Below are 19,199 nucleotides of genomic sequence, written 5' to 3'. Positions count from 1 at the left end.
ATTCTAGCTTTCGAGCCTTCTATTCAGAATAAGCCTCTGTCTTATTTTGTTGCGGATTCAGCATGAACAGCCTGCGTACCTCACTTGAGCGACACCTGCAAAGCGGCAGCCTCTATGCCGTCCTGGCCGCCCTGGGCTTCAGCTTCAAGGCGATCTTCGTCAAGCTCGCCTACGCCGCGGGGCCAGTGGATGCAGTGACCTTGCTGGCGCTGCGCATGGGCCTGTCGCTGCCGCTGTTCGCCTGGTTGGTGTGGGCCAGTCGTGGCTCGGCGAGTACTCCACTGACCCTGGGTGACGGGTTTCGCGTGGCTGTGCTCGGGCTGCTGGGCTACTACCTGTCGAGCCTGTTCGATTTCTACGGTTTGCAGTTCATCAGCGCGGGTCTGGAACGCCTGATTCTGTTCACCTACCCGACCCTGGTGCTGATCTTCCAGGCCGTCGCTCTGCGTGAGCGCCCTACCCCTCGCACCCTGGTGGCGATGGGGTTGTGCTACCTGGGGCTGGGGATCGCCTTCGTGCATGACCTGGGCACCGCCGGCGGTGGGCACGCAGTGCTGGTGGGGTCGCTGTGGGTGTTCGCCAGCGCCGTCACCTACGCGCTGTATTACTCCGGTACCGGAATGATGCTCAAGCGCATGGGCTCGATGCGCATGGCCGGGCTGTGTGGTTCGGCCTCGTCGCTGATGGTGCTGGCGCACTACCTGCTGGTGGCGGATGTCACCCAGTTGGCGCAATTGCCCGCTGCGGTGTGGGCCAACGCGGCGATGATGGCGCTGTTTTCCACGGTACTGCCGATCTACTGGGTGGCCCTGGCGATCCAGCGCCTAGGCCCGACACACACTGCGGCGGTCGGCAACCTGGGGCCGGTGCTGACCATGCTGGCGTCCTGGGCCATCCTCAGCGAGGCGATCTCGGGCTACCAGATTGCCGGGCTGGTTCTGGTGTTGCTGGGTGTATCACGGCTCAAGCCGGCGAAGCCCAAGGTGGCCGAGGCGCAGAAGGCTGTCGCCTGAATCTTGATGACCTCGGCGTTGTTTCGCGGGTAAATCGGAGCGCCGAACCGCCGCTCCCACAGGTCCGGGCAAGCCTTCAAGGCTTGCGCAAGACCTGTGGGAACGGATCTACCCGCGAAAAAGCGCCCTACAGTCCCGCTTCTACAAGTCGAACCGGTCGAGTTCCATCACCTTCACCCAGGCCGCCACGAAGTCCTTGACGAATTTCTCCTTGGCATCGCTGCTGCCGTACACCTCGCTCAACGCCCGCAACTGGGCGTGGGAACCAAACACCAGGTCAACCCGCGTGCCGGTCCATTTCACCTGCCCGGTCTTGCGGTCACGGCCTTCGAAGGTCTCGTTGTCAGCCGAGGTCGGCTTCCATTCCACGCTCATGTCCAGCAGGTTGCGGAAGAAATCGTTGCTCAAGCTGCCAGGCTTGTCGGTAAACACCCCATGCTGGCTGCCACCATGGTTGGCGCCCAACACCCGCAGGCCACCGACCAGCACGGTCAGTTCCGGCGCGGTCAGGGTCAGCAACTGGGCCTTGTCCAGCAGCAGCTTCTCGGCCTTGACGCTGTACCTGGCCTTGGTGAAGTTGCGCAGGCCGTCTGCCAGCGGCTCCAGCACGGCGAACGACTCGACATCGGTCTGCGCCTGGGAGGCATCGGTGCGACCCGGCCGGAACGGCACGTTGACAGTGTGTCCAGCGTCCTGGGCGGCCTTCTCGACCGCAGCGGAGCCGGCCAGCACGATCAGGTCGGCCAGCGAAATCTTCTTGCCGCCGTTGTTGAATTCGCCCTGGATTTTCTCCAGCGCCTTGAGCACCTTGTCCAATTGCTGAGGCTGGTTGGCGGCCCAGGAGCGCTGAGGTTCCAGGCGCAGGCGCCCGCCGTTGGCGCCACCGCGCTTGTCCGAGCCACGGAAGGTCGAAGCTGCCGCCCAGGCGGTGGACACAAGCTCGGCAACGCTCAGGCCCGAGGCCAGCACCTTGGCCTTGAGCGCCGTGATGTCCTGCTCGTCTACCAGCGGGTGATCGACCTTGGGGATCGGGTCCTGCCAGAGCAGTTCTTCCTGCGGGTTTTCCGGGCCCAGGTAACGGGCCAGCGGCCCCATGTCACGGTGGATCAGCTTGTACCAGGCACGGGCGAAGGCGTCGGCCAGTTGCTCGGGATGCTCCTTGAAACGCCGGGCGATCGGCTCGTAGATCGGGTCGAAGCGCAAGGCCAGGTCAGAGGTGAGCATCATCGGTGAATGGCGCTTGGCCGGATCGTGGGCATCGGGCACGCTGTTGGCCCCCTTGCCATCCTTGGGACGCCATTGATGGGCGCCCGCCGGACTCTTGGTCAGTTCCCACTCGAAGTTGAACAGGTTGTTCAGGTACTCGTTGCTCCAGCGGGTCGGGGTCGAGGTCCAGGTCACTTCCAGGCCGCTGGTGATGGTATCGCCACCCTTGCCAGTGCCGAACTTGTTGGCCCAACCCAGCCCTTGAAGCTCGAGCCCGGCGGCTTCAGGTTCGGCACCGACGTTGTCCGCAGGGCCTGCACCGTGGGTCTTGCCGAAGGCGTGGCCGCCGGCGATCAGGGCCACGGTTTCTTCGTCATTCATCGCCATGCGGCCGAAGGTCTCGCGAATGTCCTTGCCCGAAGCGACCGGGTCAGGATTGCCCTCCGGGCCTTCAGGGTTTACGTAGATCAAGCCCATCTGCACGGCTGCCAGCGGGTTTTCAAGGTTGCGCCCTGCCGGCTCGGTACGGCTTTGCTCCTCCGGATGCTTGGCAGGTTCTGCCACCAGATCACCTTTACCGGGCGGCTGGGCCTTGCCGTAGCGGGTGTCACCCCCCAGCCAGACCTTCTCCGAGCCCCAGTACACATCTTCGTCCGGCTCCCAGACATCGGCGCGGCCTCCAGAGAAACCGAAGGTCTTGAAGCCCATCGACTCCAGCGCGACGTTGCCGGTGAGCACGATCAGGTCGGCCCAGGAAATCTTGTTGCCGTATTTCTGCTTGATCGGCCACAGCAGCCGCCGGGCTTTGTCCAGGCTGACGTTGTCGGGCCAGCTGTTGAGCGGGGCGAAGCGCTGCTGACCGGAGCCCGCGCCACCGCGGCCGTCCGCGATGCGGTAGGTGCCTGCGCTATGCCAGGCCATGCGCACGAACAGCGGGCCATAGTGGCCAAAATCCGCAGGCCACCAGTCCTGGGAGTCGGTCATCAACGCGGTGAGGTCTTTTTTCAGGGCTTGGAAGTCAAGGCTCTTGAACGCCTTGGCATAATCGAAAGCCGGGTCCATCGGATCGGACTGGCTGCCGTGCTGGTGGAGAATCCTGAGGTTGAGCTGATCGGGCCACCAGTCACGGTTGGTGGTGCCGCCGCCTGCGGTTTGATGGAACGGGCATTTCGATTCGTTCGACATCTGCGGGTACCTTATGGGTCGGTTGTCCAGATTTCCGGTCTATGCCAGGTGTTCTGCAGCCCGAGCCGCAAGGCTCGGGCCTTCTCTTCATCAGGGGGTGGTCGGTCTGTTGCCGACGCAGGCCCGCGGCGCTGCACGCGCAAATCGCGAGGCCACGGGAAAGACTAGCCCAGCATGGGCAGAGGTCTAATAGAGCGACTATTGAAGGGCGATAGGCTGGGTCTGTCAGGCAGGACGAGGCAGCCGCGCCCCATCGACATCGTCGATAGCGACCATGAATATCTTCAAGTTCCACCGCTGGGCCCGGAGGCGGAAGATGGCTTCATTGAACCTTCGATGAGGCATCGATCATGGCATCGATCAGCAAAGGCGGTATGCTCGCCGCGATTTTGGCCCTGCTGGCCGCTCTGGGTGGCTGTGCCGCCTCGGCCACCTCGCAGGTGGCGCAACCCTACGGCCATTTCTATTCGGCCACCGAGCTGTCCAGCGTGTCGCTGAAACCGGGCCAACATGTCGCCGTGCTGTTGGGCCGCAATGCCGCTGCCACCCTGGACTACCTGCAGCGCCATCGCGAGGTCCCTCCTTCAGTGCCTGGCGCCTCGCGTGCCGTGCAAGTGGCCACGCTCAACAGTGGCAGCCAGGCCTATGGCTGGCTGGCGCAGTCGCTGGCGCAAACCTTCGCCGAGGTCACCTTCTACGACGATCTGGACACCCTGCTCGCCGATCGCCCCGACGTGATCGTGCTACTCGATGCCCAGAGCCGCCTCGCCAGCGCCACCAGCCCGGACATCGAAACCCAGGTGGTCGCACGCTTCTACGACGACCAACTGACCTACATCGGCCGCGCCGAAGGCCAGGCCCGTGAAGCGCTGCCCAGCGACACGGCGAATGTCGCCCGCCAGTTGCAGGTCGAGCAAAACGTGCAGGCCGACGCCCTGCGCAGCTTCGACGCTTCGCTCAAGGCCCTGGTCAAAGGCTGACGGTCACTTGCGCCGCTGCATCCAGGCGGCACCCAGGCCGCTCAGGCAGATGATGGCGATGCCCACGATACTGGTGGTATCCGGCACCTGGCCGAATACCACCAGGCCCAGCACACCCGCAAACACGATCTGGCAGTAGCTGAACGGCGCCAGCAGCGCCGGAGCTGCATGGCGGAAGGCCTTGGTCAGCAGCAGGTGGGCGGTCATGCCGCAACCGCCAAGGGCGAGCATCAGCAGTACGTGCTGCCATTGCGGTGTCTGCCAGAAGAACGGCACCAGCGCACTCATGATCAGGGTGTTGCACAGGCCTGCGTAGAAGTTGCTGGTGGTTGGGCTGTCATGGGCAGCCAGAATCCGGGTCAGCAGCTGGTAGAAGCAGAAACCCAGGGCCGAACCGAAGGGAAACAGGATCGCCGGGGTGAACATCGCTCCGCCCGGATGCACCACCACCAGTACCCCGATGAACCCCATCACTACCGCCAGCCACTGGCCGAGCGTGACCCGCTCCTTGAGCAGCGGAGCCGACAGCGCAGTGACCAGCACCGGGGCGAGAAAGTTGACCGACGTGGCCTCGGCCAGCGGCAGGTACTGCAGGCCCGCCGTGAACAACAGGCTGGTGCTGAGCAGGCTCAAGGCCCGCAAGGTCTGCAGCAACGGACGCCGGGTGCGCAGCACACGCAGCCCCGCCTGGGGCATGAAGATGCCGGCCATCAGCAGCGTATGCACCACATAGCGCGCCCAGACCACCATGATCACCGGGTAGATACCACCGAGGAATTTCGACAGCCCATCATGGCTGGCGAACAGGAAAGTCGCGGCCACCACCAGGGCGATGCCGCGCAAGGGGTGGTTGACGCCGGACAGCGGGGTGCGGGTGGTCATGCGGATCTCTGGGCAGGACGAACCTTGCGAGTTTAGAAGAGATGGGGCGCCGGATGGCAAGTGTTTTTGCCCGCGTCAGGGCGAGTTTACCCGCGAAGCAGACACCGTGCCTCAGTCCCTGACAATCCTGCCCGGCTTCTTCAGGCGCTCGCTGGCCGGTGCCGGTCGCCCATAGAAATAGCCCTGGAAATGCGAACACCCTTCTGCCGCCAGGCGCTCCATCTGCTCGGCCGACTCCACGCCCTCGGCCGTAGTCTTGATCTTCAGGCTGTTGGACAGCTCGGTGATCGCGCGGATGATCGACATCGCCTCGCGACTGTCGCACATGTCGTGGACGAAGGATTTGTCGATCTTGATCCGGTCGAACGGGAACGAGCGTAGGTAACCCAGCGACGAATAGCCGGTGCCGAAATCGTCCAGCGAGATCGACACGCCAAGCTCTTTCAGCTCCCGCAGGATGCGCACGTTCTCCTCGCTGTTGCCCAGCAGCACCGACTCGGTGATCTCCAGCTCCAGGCGATGCGGGGCAAGCCCTGAGTCCGACAGTGCCAGGGAAACGGTGTGCACCAGCCCAGTGTTCTTGAACTGCACCGGCGACAGGTTGACCGACACCACCTCCTGCCCTTCCCAGGTCGCCGCCTCCTGGCAGGCGAGATTCAACACGCGGGCGCCAATCTCGTGGATCAGCCCGGTCTCCTCGGCGATGGGAATGAAATCCATGGGCATGATCAGGCCACGACTGGGGTGTTCCCAGCGCAGCAGCGCCTCGTAGCCGGTGACGCTGTTGCACTGCTGGTCCACCACCGGCTGGTAGTGCAATTGCAGTTGCCCCAGATGCAGGGCTGTGCGCAGGTCGGTCTCCACCAGGCGGCGCTGGCGTGCGGCAACGTCGAGTTCGACATGGAAGCATTCGTAGCGGTTGCGGCCATTGCGCTTGGCTTCGTACAGGGCCATGTCGGCGTAGCCGAGCAGTTGCTCGGCGTTGTCCTGGTCCTCGGGCGCAAAGGCAATGCCAATGCTCACACCGACAGCGAACTGGTGCCCTTCGATCTGGAACGGCGGGCAGATCGCATCGATCAGGCGTCGGGCGGTATTGCAGGCCGCTTCGCGGTTGTCCAGCCCGGCCAGAACCACGGCGAACTCATCCCCACCTAGCCGGGCCAAGGTGTCGTGCTCGCGCAGCTCCCGACGCAGGCGCTTGCCCAGGGCACGCAGCAGTTTGTCGCCGAAGGCATGGCCGAGGGAGTCGTTGATGTTCTTGAAGTTGTCCAGGTCCAGGCACAAGGTGGCGGTCAGCTTGCCACTGTCCTCGCCGCGCGCCAGCGCCTGCTTGAGGCGCTCATGGAACAAGGTGCGATTGGGCAGGCCGGTCAGCGCATCGTGATGGGCCATGTGGTGAATCTGCGCATGGGCTGCCAGTTCTTCAGTGGCGTCCTCGGCGATGAACAGCACGTAATCGGCCTGGTTGTCGCGGTTCTGGCTGAGCAGCGCGCGACTGCGCAAGGTGCGGGCACCCGCGACGGTTTCGACACGGGTTTCAGCGGCGTAGCCCTTGGCACTGCGTGCGCCGCGCGCCAGTTGCTGCTCGAGAAACTCGGCGGCAGCCGGCACCGCGCAGTCTGCCGGCAGCGTACCGATCAGGCTCGCCCCCTGGCCACCGAACAAGCGCTCGGCCTGCTGGTTGGCCAACAGGATGCGCTGGCTGACCAGGTCCTGGACGATGACACAGGCTGGAATATTGGCGATCACCGAATCGAGAAACTGCGACAGGGTACTCATCTCCTGGCTGTACTGCTCGGCCAGCTCCTTGGCCTGCAGCAGCTCCAGCTCGTAGCGGCGACGCTCGGAGATGTCACGGGTCACCTTGGCGAAACCGACCAGTTGGCCGCTGTCCTCGTCATGGATGGCCTCGATCACCACGCTGGTCCAGAAATGCGAGCCGTCCTTGCGCTGGCGTACACCTTCGGCCTGGAAGCGCCCTTCCCGACGGGCCGTCTCCAGCCCCTGTTCGGGCAGGCCACCGACGCGGTCTTCATGGGTGTAGAACACCGAGAAATGCTGGCCGACGATTTCATCGGCCTTGTAGCCCTTGGCTCGCTCGGCCCCGGCGTTCCAGTTGATCACATGGCCGGCGCTGTCGAGCATATAGATGGCATAGTCGCGCACGCCCTGCACCAGCAGGCGGAAATGCCGCTCCTGCTCGCGCTGGGCCATCTGTGCATGGTACTGCTCGGTGCAATCACGGGTGATCTTGGCGAAACCCACCAGTTGCCCGTCGTCGTCATGCACCGCCTCGATCACCACATGGGCGCGCAGCAGGCTGCCGTCCTTGCGCAGGCGCCAGCCATGCTCCTCGAAACGACCACAGCGGCGCGCCTGCTCGAGGTTGGCTTGCGGCAGGCCGGCAGCGCGGTCCGCCTCGCTGTAGAACAGCGAGTAGTGCTGCCCGACAACCTCGGCGGCCTCATAGCCCTTGGCGCGCTGCGCCCCCGGGTTCCAGTTGGCGACCACCCCCTCCGGGGTCAGCAGGTAGATGGCATAGTCCACCACGCTCTGGATCAACAACCGGTACATGACGTCGGGGCTCGCGACTAGCGACATGGCATTCTTCCTGAACCTGCGGGGCCGTTTTTCAAGATACTGGCATTATGCCTTTGAGCGACAGGATTTTGTGAAGTGGATCACAAAAATTCGCGCTTGCTGGACCTCAGTGACGCACCGCCGCGACACGCCATGTGTGCAACTGCGGGTCATCTTCCGACGCGATTGCCTGCACGGCGCGCGGCAACTCGGCGACGACGCGGCTGCAAAAGGCCATGGCCGCTTCATCCTGCCGATAGCAGCGCAACAGCCAGTCATGCGCGCCACTGCAGAGCATCTGGCACGCTATTGCCCGGCCAATGCCTTGACGGCGGTAGCGCTTGAGGATGAACAGGTCGGCCAGCTCGAGGGCCTCGACCCCTGGCAGCTCGCTACGCTCGACCAGCACGAAACCGGCGATGAAGCCGTCGACCAGCACCAGGCTGGCGCCCCAGCCGGGCGATTGCCAGTAGCGCGCCATGTGCGCCTCGTGCAGGTAGAAACGCCCATCCGCCTCGACGTCTTCCTGCTCCCAGTCCGAGGACTCGTAGGCATAGAACTGATAAAGATTGCGGATGATTTCGGCGTGTTCAGGGCCGGTCGGGAACAGCTCGAGTGACGGCGCTGACATAAGGGGCAGGCTCGCTGAAGGCAGGAGCGCCGATTCTACCCGCCCAGACAGGTTTTTCCAGGGATCGGCACCGAGATCCAAGTCCGTGGCGCCTGTCCTTGCGACAGGCGCCAGGCAAGGCTCATTTCTCTTCCAGCACGGCCCTGCCCTTCACCGCCCGCGGCCCGCGCCAGGCCCAGAACAACAGGCCGGGGAACGGCGCCCAAACCACGAACACGACCCACAACATCTTGCGCTCGGCACGGCGCTCGCTGCCGATGATGTGCCATATCGCCCAGATCTGCAGAAGAATCACCAGCACTGCGACGAGGATCCAGACCGTTCCTATTTCCATGAGCGTTCTCCTGTGAGCATGTAATGCATTTGTTCACGCCAGGCGCCAAGGGTTCATTCCAATCCGCGTACCGCCAGTGCAGGGCTCGCGGCATTATCCGGCCAGTGATTGTCTTTCCCCGCAACTCCCAGCACACTCCCTGCGCCATCGAAGGAAACGGAGTCCGCTGTGCCCACGCCTCGCCAGTTCAGCAAGAAGACTAGCACCAGCAACATGTTGCGGCTCAAATCCGGCGCCAGCGACGAACAGGTGCCGTACCGCGTCGACTTCGTTCTGCTCGAGCATTTTTCCATGGCCAGTTTCACCGTGGCGATGGACGTGCTGGTCACCGCCAACCTGCTGCGAGCCGACAGCTTCCGCTTCACCCCGCTGTCGCTCGAAGGTGACCGGGTGCTGAGTGACCTGGGGCTGGAACTGGTGGCCAGCGAGCTGGACCCGCGCAAGCTCAAGGAGCCCGACCTCCTGGTCATCTGCGCCGGCCTGCGCACCCCGCTCAAATACCCCGAACTCGACCGCCTGCTGGGCGACTGCGCGGCCCACGGCATGGCCCTGGGTGGTTTGTGGAGCGGTGCATGGTTCCTCGGCCGCGCCGGGGTGCTGGGCGACTACGGTTGCAGCATCCACCCCGAACAGCGTGCCAGCCTCGCCGAACGCAGCCCGCAGACGCGCATCACGCCGGCCAGCTTCACCCTTGATCGCGATCGCCTGACCGCCGCCAGCCCCAATGGCGCCATGGAACTGATGCTGGGCCTGGTACGCCGGCTGTATGGCGATGCCTTGGCCGAAGGTGTCGAAGAGATCCTGTCGTTCTCCGGCGCCCGCTATCGCCAGGTCGGGCCCGGGGCGAAGAAGTCCATGAGCCTGCAACTGCGCACCATTGTCGAGCTGATGGAAAACAACCTGGAAGAGACCCTCAGCCTCGATCAGCTGGCCGCCTACAGCGGCCGCTCGCGTCGGCAGATCGACCGCTTGTTCCAGGCCCAGCTCGGTACCTCGCCGCGGCGCTACTACATGGAGCTGCGCATCACCAAGAGCCGGCGGCTGCTGCAGTACTCGGACCTGTCGGTCATGGAAGTGGCGGTGGCGTGCGGGTTCGTTTCGGTGTCGCACTTCAGCAAGTGCTACGCGGCGTATTTCGGCTACCCGCCTTCACGTGAGCAGCGGCTGGGCGAATGATGCAAATGCTGGGCATCAGGCGCGGATGTAGTTGAGCACGGCTTCGCAGATCATCTGCTTGTGGCGCAGCTTGATTGCGTCGTCCGCCAGGTCGATCTGGAAGATCTGGCCGAAGGTATGCCGGTTCGAGACCCGATAGAAGCAGAACGAACTCATCAGCATATGCAGGTCGATGACCTCGATGCCCGCACGGAACATGCCTTCCTCGACCCCGCGCTGCAGGGTGCGCGCCAGTGATTCGAGCACCAGGCTGCTCATTTCGCGGATCACCGGCGCCTGCTTGACGAACTCACCATAATGGATGTTTTCGGTACAGACGATGCGTACGAAGTCGACATTGTGGTCGTGGTGATCGAAGGTGAACTCCACCAGCCGGCGGATCGCCTGCTCGACCGGCAGCGACTCCAGGTCCAGGCTGTGCTCGGTCTTGCGGATGTCGCCGTAGAGCTTGACCAGGCATTCCAGGTACAGCTGTTCCTTGCTGCCGAAGTAGTAGTAGATCATGCGCTTGGAAGTGGCGGTGCGCTCGGCGATCGCATCGACCCGCGCGCCAGCCAGGCCTTGCTGGACGAACTCGTGGATCGCAGCCTGGAGAATGTCCTCGCGGGTTTTCTCCGGGTTGTTCTTGCGCGACTTGCGCGCCCCGCCCTCGGACTGACCGAGGCTGACTTGCGGATCACTCATACCGACTCACAGGCTGTTGTTTGGAATGTGCGGGGATTATCCGTGAGCCGGGCGGTGCAGGGAAGCGCGAGGGTGCATGTGCGGCTTGCTAGCCACCCGCACTCGCGCGCAGCTTGGCCATCGCCGCCAGGCGCACCGCCACGTTCGCCGCGCCATACCCCGCGTAGTCCCCCTTGCGCTGGAGGATCTCGAAGAAGAAACGCCCCTCGAACGGTTCGGTGTACACATGGAACAGCTCGCCGCCCTGCGCATCGCGGTCGTACAGCACGTTGTAGTAAGCAAGCTCGCTGAGGAACTCATCGTCGAACTCGAAGCGCGCCGCCAGATCGTCGTAGTAGTTCATCGGGATCTCCAGCAATGGCACGCCAGCCTCCTTGGCCCGTGTGACCTCGGCGAAGATGTCGGCGCAGTCGAAGGCGATATGGTGCACGCCCGAACCACGGTAGCTCGACAGGGCGTGGGCGATGGCCGTGTTGCGGTTCTCGGAGATGTTCAGCGGCAGGCGCAACGTCGCGCACGGGCTGCGCAGGGCGCGGCTCTTGACCAGACCATAAGGGTCGGGCAGTACCACTTCGTCGTCGGCGGTGAAGTCGAACAGGCTCTTGTAGAACAGCACCCAACTGTCCAGACCCTCGGCCGGCAAGGCCAAGGCCATGTGGTCGATGCGCTGCAGCCCGCCACCGGCAGTGGCCGACGGATCGAGGCAGAAATCACTGTCATAGATGCTCTGCCCTGCCCCGGCCGGCTCCACCAGGTAGATCAGACTGCCATCCGGCGCGCGCACCGCCGGGATTTCCCGCTCGTTGGGGCCGACCAGACCACGGAATGGCTGACCACGATAGGCCATTGCCCGCTGCAGCGCCGCCTGGGCGTCATCCACGCGCAAGGCTGCAGCGCACAGCGATGGACCATGAGCCTCGTAGAAGTTGTGGGCAAAGGAATAGGGTTCGGCGTTGAGCACGATATTGATATCACCCTGGCGCAGCAGCCTGACCGCCTTGCTGCGGTGCTGACCGGCCTCGGCGAACCCCAGGCGCTTCAACCACCCACCCAGCCGCGCACCGACCGCGTCATCTACGGCGAACTCGACGAACTCCACTCCGTCATAACGGCTCGCCGCAGGCGGTGCGAACAGCACGCCGGGTTCCACTGCGACCGCCTGCTCGGCCAGCCGCACGCGGGTCTTTTCCTCCAGGTACAGCAACGAGCGCAGACCATCGGCGGCGTTCTGACGCGAAGGTGCGGCACGAAAGCCATCGTTGAAAATCTCAAGCGACAGCGGGCCGCGATACCCACTGGCGATGATCGGCGCAAGGAAACCTGCGAGGTCCATCTCGCCCTGGCCGGGGAAACAGCGAAAATGCCGACTCCACTCCAGCACGTCCATGGCCAGGATCGGCGCATCGGCCATCTGAACGAAGAAAATTTTCTCGCCAGGGATATCGCGGATCGCACTGGGATCGCCCTTGAGCGAGAGCGTGTGGAAGCTGTCGAGAATCACCCCCAGCGCCGGATGATCGACCTTGCGCACCAGGTGCCACACCTGCTGCCAGGTGTTGACGTGACGCCCCCAGGCCAAAGCTTCGTAACCGATGCGCAGGCCCCGCGCCCCGGCATGCTCGGCCAACAGGCGCAGGTCATCGACCAGCAGTTGCTCATCGCCCAGCGCATCGGGCTGCACGTTGCTGCACACCAGCACCAGGTCGGTGCCCAGTTCCTGCATCAGGTCGAACTTGCGCGCCGCGCGGTCGAGGTTCTTGTGCAGACGATCACGGCGGCAGCCCTCGAAGTCGCGAAACGGCTGAAACAGCGTGATGGCCAGCCCCAGGTCCGCACACCGCTGCCGAATTTCACGCGGGGCACCGGCGTAATGGAGCAGGTCGTTCTCGAAGATCTCGACGCCATCAAAGCCTGCGGCAGCGATGGCTTCGAGCTTTTCAGGCAGGGTACCGCTGAGTGAGACGGTGGCGATCGAACGCTGCATGTTGAGTTCCTTGTTGTTTGTACAGGCGCAGGTTCGTCTGACCCATGAGCCTGCTTGTTCTCGACGATGGCAGGATCGATTATTCGCAGGTAAAGTCGGGACGGCAATGCACTTTGTACGAAATGGTTAGTTTGTGTTCGATAATCGAACAAAAGCCAACCAAGCGAATTGATTCACCGCAGAACCCTGGACCACCATGGATTCAGTCGCCGCCATCCGGGCTCATGCCTGCCCGAGGGCGACCGCCATCCGACAACCAACAAGAACAACGGAGACACCATGGCCCACTCTTCACAGGCCAAGAAAGCCACCGCCAGCGGGTGGATCGGCTCGGCCCTCGAGTACTACGATTTCTTCATCTATGCCCAGGCGGCAGCGTTGATCTTCCCGCAGATCTTCTTCCCGTCCAGTGACCCGAAGATGGCCATCATCGCCTCCCTTGCCACCTATGGCGTCGGCTACCTGGCTCGTCCGGTCGGCGCCTTCGTGCTCGGCCATTGGGGTGACACGCGAGGACGCAAGAACGTGCTGCTGCTGTGCATGTTCCTGATGGGCATCTCGACCATGGCCGTAGGCCTGCTGCCCACCTACCACGACATCGGCCTCCTCGCCCCTGCCTTGCTGGTGGTCCTGCGCCTGGTCCAAGGCTTCGCCGTGGCCGGAGAGATCTCCGGCGCCAGTTCCATGATCATGGAGCACGCGCCCTTCGGACGTCGCGGCTACTACGCCAGCTACACCCTGCAAGGCGTGCAGGCCGGCCAGGTGATGGCCGCTGCGGTATTCCTGCCACTGGCCTACTTCATGCCCAGCGAAGCGTTCAACGAATGGGGCTGGCGCATTCCGTTCCTGATGAGTGCAGTGGTGCTGATCGCAGGCTTCATCATCCGCAAGGAAGTGCACGAAACCCCGGCATTCGTTCAGGAAGAAAAACAGGACAAGGTGGCCAAGTCCCCAATCGGCGAAGCGTTCCGCCACAGCTGGAAACACATGGTGCTGGTGATGTTCATGGCACTGATGAACGTGATCCCGGTGGTCGCCACCATCTTCGGTGCGGCCTATGCCGTGCAGCCGGCCTACGGCATCGGTTTCGACAAGAGCGTGTACCTGTGGATCCCGGTGGTGGGCAATATCGTCGCGGTGCTGGTGATTCCGTTCGTGGGCAACCTGTCGGACCGCATCGGCCGGCGCCCGACCATGATTGCCGGGTGCCTGGGATCGGGCCTGCTGGCGTTCGTCTACCTGTATGCGATCAGCATCCAGAACGTGCCACTGGCCTTCGTCGGCTCGATCCTGATGTGGGGCATGGTCTACCAGGGCTACAACGCCGTGTTCCCAAGCTTCTACCCCGAGCTGTTCCAGACCCGCTACCGGGTGTCGGCCATGGCCATCGCACAGAACATCGGCACCATGCTCACGGCGATGCTGCCGGCACTGTTCGCAGCCGTCGCCCCACCCGGTTCGGAGCATATCTGGCTGGTAGTCGGGGCACTGGCCTTCGCCATCACCTGCGTGTGTGCGCTGGCCGCCTATGTGGCGCCTGAAACCTACCGGATGGCGATGGAAGACCTGGGTAACCCGCAGGCCAAACCGCTGGAAAAGGACGCCTATGAAGCCAGCCGCAAAAGCAGCTTCGAGGTGGTGAGCCCGTAAGGCCGTCGGGGCCGCACTGCGGCCCCGGCAACCTCAAGCCTTGACCACCGCCTGCAGGTTCCTCCACAACCGCTCCACATCCGCCCGTTCCGTCGGCAGCGCGCCGACCGACACCCGCACCATCCAGCGGCCTTGCAGGGTGGCCGGGGTCACGTAGGCATCGCCGGAAGCATTGAGCCGGTCTGCCCAGCCACGGGTGTGCTCATCCAGCGCCTCACCGTCCAGCCCCTCTGGTTCATGCCGAATGCACAGGGTCTGCAACTGCACCGGCGCCAGCAGCTTCCAACCCGGCGCCGCCGCGACCTGCTCGGCCAGCCATCGGGCATTTTCCAGGTCTCGGCGCAGGCGCTGCTGCAAGGCCTCGACCCCTTCGCTGCGCAGCATGAACCACAGCTTCAGCGCACGGAACCTCCGCCCCAGCGGTATGCCCCAGTCGCGCAGGTTCTTCACTTCGCCATCCACCGACGACTGCAGGTAGCTGGGGTTGGTACTCATCACCCGGATCAGGTGCTGCGGGTCGCGCACGTAATAGATCGAACAGTCGAAGGCCACGCCCAGCCACTTGTGCGCATTGACTACCACCGAGTCGGCCAGCTCGATGCCGTCCCACATCCAGCGGCATTCGGGGAGGATCATCGCCGAGCCTGCCATCGCCGAATCGACATGCAGCCACAACCCCGCCGCCTGGGCGATCTCACCAACCGGGCGCAACGGGTCCAGGGCCGTGGTGGCGGTAGTGCCGGTGGTGGCAACCACGGCGCAGGGCTGATTGCCGGCGGCCAGGTCCTGCTCGATGGCGGCCTGCAGCGCTTCGGGGATCATGGCGAAGCGCTCATCGGTCGGGATCTGACGAATGTTGTCGCGGCCGAATCCGGCCAGCAACGCGGCCTTGTCCACCGAGCTGTGGGCATGGGCACTGACGTAGACGATCAGCGGCTTGTCCTGAGCCTGCAGGCCGCCGCGGGCGAGGATGTAGTCGGTGCTGCGCTCACGTGCGCTGATCAGCGCGACCAGGGTGCTGGTGGAGGCCGTGTCCTGGATCACCCCGCTCCACTGCGCCGACAGCCCCAGCAGTTGGCGCAGCCAGTCGAGGGTAGTTTCCTCCAGCTCGCTCAGGGCCGGGCTGGACTGCCAGGACAGGCCGAGCACGCCAAGCCCTGTGCTGAGGAAGTCGCCGAGAACCGACGACAGCGTGCCGTTGGAGGGGAAGTAGCCGTAGAAGTCGGGATGCTGCCAGTGCGACAGGCCGGGCATCACCAGGCTGGAGACATCATCGAGGATGGCGGCGAACGGCTCGCCCTGCTGCGGCGCAGCCTCGGGCAGCGCGGCCTTGAGGTAGCCGGGCTCGACCTGGGCCATCACCGGGCGCTCGCCGACGGTCTGGCGATAGTCGGCGATCAGGTCGATAAGCTGGTGGCCGTATTGGCGGAATTGTTCGGGGGTCACTGGGCTGGCTCCTGGGCGAAGGGATGAGGTGTCAGCACCGACACCCCGCAATCAGCCCAGTCTAGGCAACCCGCCGTCGGGCAATAACCCCGTTTCGCGCATAGCTGCTATCGCAACCGCGCATCCCCGCCCTGCACGCCAAACGACGACTGGCGCCACAGCTCGAATACCCGGTTACGCAACCAGCGGTGCTCGGCCGAGGCCTGCAAGCGCTGATGCCAGACCACCCAGTAGCGCTGACTGTGCTCGATGAAGCCCAGCGGCCGCCAGGCCAGGCCATGCAAACGGCAAAGCTGGCGGGCGATATGCTCCGGCACCGTGGCCAACGCCTGACCATTGCCGATCACCTGCACCATGGCACTGAAGAACGGCACCTGCAGCTGCATGCGCCGCTGCAGGCCCTGGGCACGCAGGTGTCGGTCGATGAAGCTGTCCTTGTCGCCGCCGCCGGAAACCCGCACATGGCGATAGGCAAGGTAGTCGTCCTGGCTGATCGTGGTGCAGGCGGCCAGCGGATGCCCGCCCGCCATCAGGCACACCGCACGGTCTTCACCGAGCAGCCGGCCATGCAGGTTGGGCGGGGACTCATCGAACAGTGTGGTGGCCAGATCGACCTCACCACTGGCCAGCGAGGCGTATTGGCCGGCCTGCCAGGTGCGGTACTCGAGGGATACCCCGGGCGCCTCATGCTCCAGTGCCGTCACCAGGTCCGGAAGGATGTGCTCGGCCACATAGTCGGAGGCGGCGATGCAGAAACGCCGCTCGCAACGCGCCGGGTCGAAGGCGGCAGGCTGGCGCAGGGCGCTGAGCTCATCGAGCACCTGGCGCAAGGGTTCGACCAAGGTTTCGGCATGTTCGCTGAGCACATAGCCGCGCCCCTGGCGGACCAGCAGCGGGTCGCCGAAGGCATCGCGCAGGTGAGCGAGCTGCCGACTGAGGGCCGACTGGCTGCAACCCAGGCGCTCGGCGGCGTGGCTGAGGTTCTTCAATTGCAGGAGGCAATCGAGGGTGCGCAGGTGGGCCAGGCTCAGTGAGGCGAAGGTGGGGGTCATGGGGTGACCTGCGCGGGTGGGGTGGAGGGCCCCATGGCGGGGCCCATCGGGCCGCGAGGCGGCCCGGCAGGAAGTCAGTCCGTCAGACCGACATAGACGTTCTGCACGTCTTCGTTCTCGTCGATCGCCTCAAGGAAGGCCTCGACCTCGGCCAGGGCTTCAGCACTCAGGCTGGCGGCGCTCACCGGGTTTTTCGGGGTGTAGCCGATCTTCGCGGAGGTGACGGTGAAACCATGCTCGGGCAGGGCCTTCTGCACCGCGTCCAGGTCGGTGGTGTCGGTGATGAACAGGGTCGAGCCCTCTTCCTCGCCGTCTTCGAAGTCCTGGGCGCCAGCTTCGATGGCGGCCATTTCCGGGTCGGCATCACCTTCCGGGGTAGCCTCGATCAGGCCGACATGGTTGAAGTCCCAGGCCACCGAGCCGCTTGCGCCGAGCTGGCCCTTGCGGAACAACACCCGGATCTGGGCGACGGTACGGTTCACGTTGTCGGTCAGGCATTCGACGATCAGCGGCACCTGGTGCGGGGCAAAGCCCTCGTAGCTGACGGCATGGTACTGCACCGCCTCGCCATCCAGGCCAGCGCCTTTCTTGATCGCACGCTCGAGGGTTTCGCGGGTCATCGAGGCTTTCTTGGCCTGGACGATCGCCAAGCGCAGACGCGGGTTCATATCCGGGTCGGCGCCCGACTTGGCCGCGATCTGGATCTCCTTGGCCAACTTGCCCATGATCTTGCCCTTGGCGTTGGCGGCCGTTTCTCTATGCTTGGCTTTCCACTGTGCGCCCATCTCGACTCTCTTTGTCTCAGCGGCCGGTTCAGGAAGCGACCGGCCAAAAGTGGGGAGAGTTTATACGCCCTCGCGGGTGGGATCGACAAGAAATCGCATGGCGGACATTCGCGGGCAACTCGCAGCGGCGAACCGCCGCCCCTGCAAGCGGTGGGTACCTGTGGGAGCGGCGGTGCGGCGACCCGACTTGCCCGCGAAAATGCCCACACCGACTCAGCCCTTGTCCGCCTTCCCCGCCGCCGCCGCGAACTTCGCCAACCGCACATCCAGCCGCCGCGGGCGCAGCCCTCGGTCTTCGGCGCGCTCCTTGCGCCGCACGGCATCGCGCACCATCAGCGACCCCAAGTAGCGGATCGGCTCCGGCGGGAACTGCCCCAGCGGCCCCTTGACCAGGGGCGAGCGCGTCCAGGCGTTGTCCATCCCCAGGGCCAGCGACGAAAGGATCTGCCCGCCCATGTGGCAAGGCCCTACCCCGCTGCCGGAATAGCCGAAGCCGTAGAACACGTTGCCCTGCCCGTCCAGCCGGCCGAAGAACGGCAAGCCGGTCACCGAGCGATCCGATGGCCCGTTCCAGCTCGCGGCCAGCGGCACCTCGGCCAGCGCCGGGAAGAACTCGCCCAAGGTCCGTTTCAGCAGCGATCGATAGGGCGATGGCTGATCGAAGACCGGTAGCATGCGCCCGCCATAGGCGAAGGTATTGCCGCCCTTGCCGAGCATCAGCCGACCGTCGGGGGTGTTGTGGTAGTAATGCACGAAGATGCGCGAATCGAGCACGCTGATGCCGGTCTCCAGGCCCGTCTGGCGCAACAGTTCGGGGCACGGCTCGGTGATCACCATGTCGCTGGAGACGATCGCCACGCTGCGCTCGAACTGCGCGAACTGTCGCGCCATCCAGGCATTGAGGCCCAGCACGACCCGGTCGGCACGCACGGTGCCGTGGGCAGTGCGCACCTGCACCGGGACGCCGTGCTCAAGGCTGGTCATCGCCGTGCCCTCGTGGATGCGCACGCCGAGCTGCAGCGCGACCCGGCGCAGGCCACGCACCAGCTTGCCCGGCTGTACCGTGGCGGCCGCTGGCGAGAACCAGCCTTCCCGGTGGCGGTCAGAGCCTGCCCGACGCTGCACCTCATCCAGCGCCAGACGCTGGAACGAGTTGATGCCCTGGCGCTGCAGCGCCGCGATCACCGCATCGGTACTGCCGACCTGGGCGGCATTGGTGGCGGTATACAAGGTGCCGTCCATGCGGTAGTCGCAGTCGATGTGATGTTCGGCGCAGAACGTGCCGATGGCCGCGATACTGCGCTCCGACTCACGGACCAGGCGCACCGCCTCGGCCACACCGAACAAGCGCTCCAGGGTGAAGTACTTGGCCGACCACGACAGCGCACAACCACCATTGCGCCCGCTGGCACCGGCGCCGCAGATATCCGCCTCGATCAGCAGCACATCCAACGCCGGCACCGCCTCCTTGAGCATCAGCGCGGTCCACAAGCCGGTATAGCCGCCACCGACGATACACACATCACAGCGCACATCACCTTGCAGCGGCGGGCATACCGCTTCGTTTTGCGGATCCAGGGCCTGTTGCAGCCAGAACGGTCTCATCGTTTC

15 protein-coding genes are annotated in these 19,199 nt (G+C 64.5%); 4 read left to right on the top strand and 11 right to left on the bottom strand.

The genetic code is table 11. The features are described 5' to 3' along the window. Window positions 1–62: 62 nt before the first annotated feature. Complete coding sequence (locus IAE40_RS14570) at window positions 63–1,013, top strand: DMT family transporter (protein ID WP_197893450.1); 951 nt, start codon at window positions 63–65, stop codon at window positions 1,011–1,013. Window positions 1,014–1,154: 141 nt separating this feature from the next. On the opposite strand, the gene katG is transcribed toward IAE40_RS14570, so the two are convergent. Beyond that, window positions 1,155–3,404: a catalase/peroxidase HPI gene (gene katG / locus IAE40_RS14565; RefSeq protein WP_200603435.1), complete on the bottom strand. Its 2,250-nt coding sequence runs from the start codon at window positions 3,402–3,404 to the stop codon at window positions 1,155–1,157. 350 nt (window positions 3,405–3,754) lie between these two features. On the opposite strand from katG, the gene IAE40_RS14560 reads away from it, so the two are divergent. Next, window positions 3,755–4,384 carry a hypothetical protein gene (locus tag IAE40_RS14560; RefSeq protein ID WP_153772735.1) on the top strand — a complete coding sequence of 210 codons (630 nt, stop codon included), beginning with the start codon at window positions 3,755–3,757 and terminating at the stop codon, window positions 4,382–4,384. Window positions 4,385–4,387: 3 nt separating this feature from the next. Here IAE40_RS14560 and IAE40_RS14555 read toward each other — a convergent pair whose 3' ends face one another. The 4 genes from IAE40_RS14555 to IAE40_RS14535 form a co-directional block, all read right to left on the bottom strand. After that, on the bottom strand, window positions 4,388–5,266 hold the full coding sequence (locus tag IAE40_RS14555) for a DMT family transporter (RefSeq protein WP_054891552.1): 879 nt from the start codon (window positions 5,264–5,266) through the stop codon (window positions 4,388–4,390). Window positions 5,267–5,377: 111 nt separating this feature from the next. Then, complete coding sequence (locus IAE40_RS14550) at window positions 5,378–7,867, bottom strand: sensor domain-containing protein (RefSeq protein ID WP_234465153.1); 2,490 nt, start codon at window positions 7,865–7,867, stop codon at window positions 5,378–5,380. Window positions 7,868–7,973: 106 nt separating this feature from the next. After that, the gene (locus tag IAE40_RS14540) at window positions 7,974–8,477 is read right to left on the bottom strand and encodes a GNAT family N-acetyltransferase (protein ID WP_200603434.1); all 504 of its coding nucleotides are present in this window, start codon (window positions 8,475–8,477) and stop codon (window positions 7,974–7,976) included. A gap of 121 nt (window positions 8,478–8,598) precedes the next feature. Then, entirely contained in the window at window positions 8,599–8,811 is a 213-nt protein-coding gene (locus IAE40_RS14535) for a PLDc N-terminal domain-containing protein (RefSeq protein ID WP_054891554.1), read from the bottom strand. A gap of 168 nt (window positions 8,812–8,979) precedes the next feature. On the opposite strand from IAE40_RS14535, the gene IAE40_RS14530 reads away from it, so the two are divergent. After that, window positions 8,980–9,987, top strand: coding sequence for a GlxA family transcriptional regulator (locus tag IAE40_RS14530; RefSeq protein WP_054891555.1), 1,008 nt, complete (start codon window positions 8,980–8,982; stop codon window positions 9,985–9,987). A gap of 15 nt (window positions 9,988–10,002) precedes the next feature. Here the strand turns inward: IAE40_RS14530 and IAE40_RS14525 are convergent, their stop codons facing one another. Next, window positions 10,003–10,671, bottom strand: coding sequence for a TetR/AcrR family transcriptional regulator (locus IAE40_RS14525; RefSeq protein WP_151924938.1), 669 nt, complete (start codon window positions 10,669–10,671; stop codon window positions 10,003–10,005). 88 nt (window positions 10,672–10,759) lie between these two features. Continuing rightward, complete coding sequence (gene quiC / locus IAE40_RS14520) at window positions 10,760–12,655, bottom strand: 3-dehydroshikimate dehydratase QuiC (protein ID WP_200603433.1); 1,896 nt, start codon at window positions 12,653–12,655, stop codon at window positions 10,760–10,762. Between the two features lie 279 nt (window positions 12,656–12,934). Between quiC and IAE40_RS14515 the strand changes: the two genes are divergently transcribed. Next, window positions 12,935–14,305, top strand: a complete 1,371-nt coding sequence (locus IAE40_RS14515) for an MFS transporter (RefSeq protein ID WP_054891558.1) — start codon at window positions 12,935–12,937, stop codon at window positions 14,303–14,305. A 33-nt stretch (window positions 14,306–14,338) separates the two neighbouring features. Here the strand turns inward: IAE40_RS14515 and IAE40_RS14510 are convergent, their stop codons facing one another. The 4 genes from IAE40_RS14510 to IAE40_RS14495 form a co-directional block, all read right to left on the bottom strand. Continuing rightward, a complete protein-coding gene (locus tag IAE40_RS14510) occupies window positions 14,339–15,751 on the bottom strand; it encodes a DOPA decarboxylase (RefSeq protein WP_063545254.1) in 1,413 nt (470 codons plus the stop codon). A 107-nt stretch (window positions 15,752–15,858) separates the two neighbouring features. Next, the gene (locus tag IAE40_RS14505) at window positions 15,859–16,803 is read right to left on the bottom strand and encodes a LysR family transcriptional regulator (protein ID WP_054891560.1); all 945 of its coding nucleotides are present in this window, start codon (window positions 16,801–16,803) and stop codon (window positions 15,859–15,861) included. A 74-nt stretch (window positions 16,804–16,877) separates the two neighbouring features. After that, a complete protein-coding gene (locus IAE40_RS14500; protein WP_023631852.1) occupies window positions 16,878–17,588 on the bottom strand; it encodes a YebC/PmpR family DNA-binding transcriptional regulator in 711 nt (236 codons plus the stop codon). A gap of 213 nt (window positions 17,589–17,801) precedes the next feature. Continuing rightward, complete coding sequence (locus IAE40_RS14495) at window positions 17,802–19,193, bottom strand: FAD-dependent oxidoreductase (RefSeq protein ID WP_153772741.1); 1,392 nt, start codon at window positions 19,191–19,193, stop codon at window positions 17,802–17,804. Between the last annotated feature and the right edge of the window lie 6 nt (window positions 19,194–19,199).

This window comes from Pseudomonas sp. S44, assembly GCF_016624805.1.
Taxonomy (GTDB): domain Bacteria; phylum Pseudomonadota; class Gammaproteobacteria; order Pseudomonadales; family Pseudomonadaceae; genus Aquipseudomonas; species Aquipseudomonas machongensis.
This window is presented reverse-complemented; position numbering and strand designations above follow the sequence as displayed.